The 3,002-nt window shown below is 39.4% G+C and carries 3 protein-coding genes; all 3 read left to right on the top strand.

The genetic code is table 11. The features are described from left to right. Positions 1-2 precede the first annotated feature (2 nt). A complete protein-coding gene (gene lpxC / locus PE36_RS23235; protein ID WP_006034563.1) occupies positions 3-926 on the top strand; it encodes a UDP-3-O-acyl-N-acetylglucosamine deacetylase in 924 nt (307 codons plus the stop codon). 126 nt (positions 927-1,052) lie between these two features. Beyond that, positions 1,053-1,967: a M23 family metallopeptidase gene (locus tag PE36_RS23240; protein ID WP_006034564.1), complete on the top strand. Its 915-nt coding sequence runs from the start codon at positions 1,053-1,055 to the stop codon at positions 1,965-1,967. A gap of 45 nt (positions 1,968-2,012) precedes the next feature. Then, positions 2,013-3,002, top strand: a 990-nt coding sequence (locus PE36_RS23245; protein ID WP_006034565.1) for a DEAD/DEAH box helicase, incomplete at its 3' end; no start/stop codon positions are given.

Genomic DNA, 3,002 nt, shown 5'->3' on the forward strand with positions numbered 1-3,002 from the left:
TAATGATTAAACAAAGAACATTAAAACAAGCGGTACGTGGCACCGGCATCGGTCTGCATTCTGGCAACAAGGTTACCCTAAACCTGCGCCCTGCGGCCGCTAATACTGGTATTATTTATCGTCGTATCGATCTCGATCCGGTTGTTGATTTTAAAGCATCAGCAGAGATGGTCAAAGATACCATGTTGTGTACTTGTCTCATTAGCGAAGATGGTCACCGTATTTCTACCGTCGAGCATATTAATGCGGCATTAGCGGGTCTAGGCATTGATAATATTATTATTGAAGTAGACGCAGCTGAAATTCCAATTATGGATGGCAGTGCGAGTCCTTTTATTTTCTTACTGCAAAGTGCGGGAATTGAAGAGCTTAACTGTGCGAAGAAATTTATTAAAATCAAACAGCCGATCCGGGTTGAAGATGGTGATAAATGGGCTGAATTCTTACCGTCGAATCATGGTTTTATCATGGATTTACGGATTGAGTTTGATCATCCGGTATTTGAAGGTCAAAACCAGCATATTCGCGCAGAATTTTCAGGTGATTGGTTCCATCAAGAAATCAGTCGTGCACGTACTTTTGGCTTCATGAAAGATATTGAATACTTACAATCACAGAATCTGGCACTCGGCGGAAGCTTAGATAATGCTATTGTGATTGATGAATTCCGTATTCTTAATGATGACGGATTACGTTATGACGATGAGTTTGTTAAGCATAAAGTACTTGATGCTGTGGGTGACCTGTACTTATCAGGCCATTCAATCTTAGGTGAGTTTAGAGCATTCAAAACTGGCCATGGCATGAATAATTTATTGTTAAGAGCATTACTTGCAAATCAAGAAGCGTGGGAATTCACCACGGTTGATGAAACGCAAGATTCGCCAATTCGTTGGTTAGAACCAAATTTAGAACTGGCGTTATAATCTAACCAAACCTGCGTTGTATCTCGAACTGACATGAGTTAGTCAGATTCGAGATAAATACAGATAGAATTTTAACACCAAATTGTTTATATTTAGTGTTACAAATTCATTAGTTAATAAAAGATTATGAGCGTTACAGTTACTTACTCGAATAGTAAACATACCTATTCTAAATTATTTAATCTCTACTTGTTAATAGTTGCATTCATTGCTGTTATTGCTGTTTCGATCGCGTCTTCTTGGTTTCTCTATTCAAATTATTCTTCTCAAGCCATCCAACTTAAGATTGCCAAAGCACAGCAAAAATATCAGCAACAAGCCGATCAAGTCCTGTCTTTACGTCAAGAAACTGATTTGAAAATTGCGGTATTTGCGAGTAAAGTTGGCATGATGCAAGCTGAAGTTAACCGTTTGAGTTTACTGAGTGATGAGTTGGCTAAGAATGCTAACTTAACGCGTGGTGAATTTGATTTTACAGGGAAAGCTGCAATTGGCGGTCCGATTGATACTGATTCAAGCTATGCTGTTGATTTACAAACCTTGCTTGAAGAGATGGATTTACTGTCATTGGAAGTAAATAATCGCACACATCAGCTGTCACTACTTGAAACTATGCTATTGAATCACAATATAACTGATGAGGCGGTATTATCTGGACGTCCAGTTATTCAACGTGGCTCTTGGTTATCGTCTCCTTATGGTGTGCGTAAAGACCCTTTCACAGGGCGTGCTACTATGCACAAAGGCGTTGATTTTGCAGGTGATAATGGCATGGACATTATTGCCACGGGCGCTGGTATTGTTACCTGGTCTGGAAAACGTTCGGGTTATGGCTTATTAATCGAAATTAACCACGGAAATGGTTTGTCGTCACGTTATGGGCATTCTAAAGAATTGCTGGTAAAAGAAGGCGATGTGGTTGGTAAAGGGCAAACTATTGCTATTATGGGGAGTTCAGGACGCTCTACTGGACCTCATGTGCACTACGAAGTGCTAAAATCGGGACGACAAGTCGATCCTAAACGCTATGTTTATCGCTAAAATGCTTTAAATTCAAATAGATTCACAATAACTTTTGGTCATAAAATGTTAACTAATATAATTACAAAAATAGTCGGTAGCCGCAATGACCGCATTTTAAAAAAATTGCACAAAGTTGTAAAACAAGTAAATCAATTAGAAGCAGATTTCGAAGCATTATCAGATGCAGAACTAAAAGCAAAGACAGTTGACTTTCAACAACGTGTAGCTGCTGGTGAGTCACTTGATAGCATTTTAGCTGAAGCATTCGCGGTTGTTCGTGAAGGCTCTAAACGTGTATTTGGCATGCGCCACTTCGATGTACAGTTACTGGGTGGTATGGTTTTAAATAATAACCAGATTGCCGAAATGCGTACCGGTGAAGGTAAAACCCTCACCGCAACATTACCCGCCTATTTAAATGCCTTAACAGGTAAAGGCGTACATATTATTACCGTGAATGATTATCTTGCTGCACGTGATGCAGAATGGAATCGTGAACTATTTGAATTTTTAGGGCTAACCGTTGGTTTAAACGTTTCTGGCATGGATAACATGGCTAAACGTGACGCTTATGCTGCCGATGTTACTTACGGTACCAATAATGAATTTGGTTTTGATTACCTACGTGACAACATGGCGTTTGAACCGCAACAGCGTGTTATGCGTCCGTTATACTACGCGGTAATCGATGAAGTGGATTCAATCTTAATTGATGAAGCACGTACCCCGCTTATTATTTCTGGTCCAGCTGATAATAGCTCTGAGTTATACACTAAGATCAATACCATTATTCCATTGCTAGAACAGCAAGAAAAAGAAGATACCGAAGAATATACCGGTGATGGTCACTTCACGGTAGATGAAAAAAACAAGCAAGTATTACTGACTGAAAACGGTCAAATCAAAGTTGAAGAAATGCTTAAAGAGCGTGGCTTATTAAGCGAAGAGGACAACTTATTCTCTGCGGCGAATATTTCATTACTACACCACATCAATGCAGCATTACGTGCGCATACGTTATTTGAAAAAGACGTGGATTATATCGTGAGTGAT

The organism is Moritella sp. PE36, assembly GCF_000170855.1.
GTDB lineage: Bacteria > Pseudomonadota > Gammaproteobacteria > Enterobacterales > Moritellaceae > Moritella.